3 protein-coding genes are annotated in these 2,811 nt (G+C 47.3%); all 3 read left to right on the top strand.

All coding sequences use genetic code 11. The annotated features are described in order from the left end of the window. Nucleotides 1–326 precede the first annotated feature (326 nt). The 3 genes from IE099_RS20410 (at nucleotide 327) to IE099_RS20400 (ending at nucleotide 2,291) form a co-directional block, all read left to right on the top strand. The gene (locus IE099_RS20410; protein ID WP_189574617.1) at nucleotides 327–893 is read left to right on the top strand and encodes a hypothetical protein; all 567 of its coding nucleotides are present in this window, start codon (nucleotides 327–329) and stop codon (nucleotides 891–893) included. Between the two features lie 135 nt (nucleotides 894–1,028). Beyond that, on the top strand, nucleotides 1,029–1,406 hold the full coding sequence (locus IE099_RS20405) for an Imm39 family immunity protein (RefSeq protein WP_189574614.1): 378 nt from the start codon (nucleotides 1,029–1,031) through the stop codon (nucleotides 1,404–1,406). A gap of 150 nt (nucleotides 1,407–1,556) precedes the next feature. Next, nucleotides 1,557–2,291 carry an SIMPL domain-containing protein gene (locus tag IE099_RS20400; RefSeq protein WP_189574611.1) on the top strand — a complete coding sequence of 245 codons (735 nt, stop codon included), beginning with the start codon at nucleotides 1,557–1,559 and terminating at the stop codon, nucleotides 2,289–2,291. Nucleotides 2,292–2,811 lie beyond the last annotated feature (520 nt).

Raw genomic sequence — 2,811 nt, 5'->3', positions numbered from 1 at the left:
AAGTTCAAGTGCTTGAGCTTTGAATTCTGGAGAGAAGCGTCTGCGGGATTTCACATTCATATTCTATTCGTGGGTTAGCGAGTGGTCCAGAATTCTCGCGCACTTCAAAAGGTGATTCGAAGTTTTGACGAGGCTTTAGGTCACAGAGTTCGAGGTTTTCCTGTTCTTACCCTTCTAGCTTCGAACTGTCCTGGATAACAGACCGCAGCACCACAAATCCGACCGCGCTGGCGAGTCGGAGGATTGACTGGAGGAGGGAACGTGATAGAAGTAGCGAAAGTGCGCTGAGTCGGTCGGATTGGGTGTGCTTGAACGTTCTGCAAAAAATGAATCATACTACAAGAATTGCCTTAGCCGGATGGCTCGCCATGTGTTCGTATTCTGGTGCTGAGGTCCAAGCGCCTGCGGAGCTGCTAACGATCGTAGAAAAGCGAGAAGAGCTTGTTCGTGATCTCGACGAAAAATATCTAAGCTCGTTAGCCAAACTGAGGGCCAAGTATGTTTCGGCGGGGAAAAGTGAAGAAGTAGCTTTAGTGACAAAATTTATAGAGTTAGCCGAGATGCCGAAAGTTAGTGCTAGGGAAGAACTTCTAGGAAAGAAAGAAAAGCCAAGCTTTCTTCCTTCAATTCTCAATAAGAAATGGCAGTGGAAGCATGGCCGAAACGCGAATGTGATAGATTGGATAATATTGAATCCAGCAGGAACAATTCGTGCAAATTGGCTCGACGACGCGAAATGGGAGCAAGTGGGGGAAAGGAAAATTAGAATTTACAAGAAGAGCAAAGGAAAAGAGATTTTTACTATTCTAGAGTGGAACGAAGACGTTACCGAATACAAAGGTTCAGGTTTGAATGTTCCTACAAATCGTGTGTCCGGCTGTCTACTCGAATAAGCAGAACAATGCGCAGCACCACAAATCCGACCGCGCTGGCGAGTCGGAGGTTGACTGGAGAAGGGGAGGTGGTAGAACTATCGAAAGCGCGCTGAGTCGGTCGGATTGGGTGTGCTTGAACGTTCTGCAAAAAAGATGATGCCCCACGGTAAAGTTCTACTACTAGGTGCGAGCGGAACTGTCCAAGGTCGGCTAGGACGATGGTTTAATCCTACGTTAACCGATGTCTGTAATGAGTTTGACGAACTTCTAAAGAAGAGGCGTTGGCTCGAAGCCATAGGTGATTTTGACACCATTCATCATGTGATTCGGTTCGGCCAGAATGACGAGCCTGAAATTGAATTTGGCCGGATCTCCAAGAAGTATTCAGAATTACCGACTGCTTCACTTCGTTCGATGAGCGGTCTACATGAGGTCTATTTGGACCGTCAAGAATTGCGTAACTATCTACAAGCCGAGGTTTTGCGGTCATTGCAAATTATTGGAGAGCGATTCTCTCTTTCTTGGCCTTGAACCAAACTAGGACAAGCAGAACAATGCGCAGCACCACAAATCCGACCGCGCTGGCGAGTCGGAGGCTTGACTGGCGGAGGGAGCGTGGTAGAAGTAGTGAAAGTGCGCTGAGTCGGTCGGATTGGGTGTGCTGGAACGTTCGCTAATAATATGAAGAGAGCATTAATCCTATGTGTGGCCTTGTTTAGATTACCTCTCTTAGCAAGCCCCATACCTGATTTCCCTTTCGTCAATGTAACGGGCGCTTCGGACATCGAAGTTGCTCCGGATACTGCAACAATAACATTTACAGTTCTTGAGTATAACGAGGATCCGGGAGAAGCGACAGCAACAGTAAATTCGAGCTTGAGGGCTATTACTGATGAAGTCATCACTTTGGGAGTTGAAGCTAGTGGTCTAACCGCTGACGATTTTGAGAAACGTGCGATACGAATTCAAACGGAGAATAATCAACCGCTGGAAATCAAGGGGTATGAGGTCTCTCGCGAAGTAAGAATCAAGATTGAAAAGATTGAGAATTACACGGCGGTTGTTCAGGTTATAATGAAGAAAGAAAATGTTGGCTCAATTTCCAGTTATTTCGACACGACAAGAAGAGAAGAAATTGAACTTGAGTTGGTCGGGAAGTCTTGCGCGGAAGCAAAGAAGAAGGCCTTAGTGTTAAGCAAGGGTGTAGGTGTAGATTTAGGAGGAGTCTTTGCTGTGTCGGACACTGATTTTTCAAGTTTTGGGGGTGAGTTTGGATTTGGATATGGGGGAGGTGGAATGCTTTTAGGTGGGGCGGGAAGGTCAGACGCTCCCGTTTTCGTGCCTGCGACTATCAAACTATATGCTTCAGTTTCAGTTTTATATCGTTTGGGATCAGAAGGTGTGGCGAAGGACTGAGATTCCAAAGCACAACAGCGAACAAGGCGTCGCTGCTGAAACCGACCGCGCTGGTGGGTGACTTATTGACAGCGTGTTTGAATGCTGTAGAACTGACGACGTTCTCTGAGGCGGTCGCATCAGCAGGACTTGAACGTTCGACGGAAATAGGTTGGATGCTTTGCTCGGCGAGTTCGGGGTCAAAGAACTTGGGAATTGATACTGAGAAATCTAGCTTGCGAATCCATAAAGATGATTCGAAGTCACCAATCTGGTATGGACCGGACCGCTGCTGGAATGACGAGATCGAAAGATGGGACGAGGTCGAACAAGGCGTCGCTGCTGAAACCGACCGTGCACTGGGTGACTTATTGACAGGAAGTTTGAAAGTGATAGAAGTAGCGAATGTTCTCTGAGCGGTCGTTTCAGCAGGACTGGAACGTTCGCTTAGAATCGTGTTAGCTGGACGATTTTTTCTGCTTTGACGAGGCAGTGGAACGCTGGTTTCTTTGAGGTGAACGCCAAGTTGGCTCCTCGGATT

The organism is Roseibacillus persicicus, from assembly GCF_014651675.1.
Taxonomy (GTDB): Bacteria; Verrucomicrobiota; Verrucomicrobiia; order Verrucomicrobiales; family Akkermansiaceae; genus Roseibacillus; species Roseibacillus persicicus.
This window is presented reverse-complemented; position numbering and strand designations above follow the sequence as displayed.

Coding starts and splice junctions, on each gene's coding strand:
- IE099_RS20410 (WP_189574617.1), top strand. CDS start 327: ATGAATCATACTACAAGAATTGCCTTAGCCGGATGGCTCGCCATGTGT.
- IE099_RS20405 (WP_189574614.1), top strand. CDS start 1,029: ATGATGCCCCACGGTAAAGTTCTACTACTAGGTGCGAGCGGAACTGTC.
- IE099_RS20400 (WP_189574611.1), top strand. CDS start 1,557: ATGAAGAGAGCATTAATCCTATGTGTGGCCTTGTTTAGATTACCTCTC.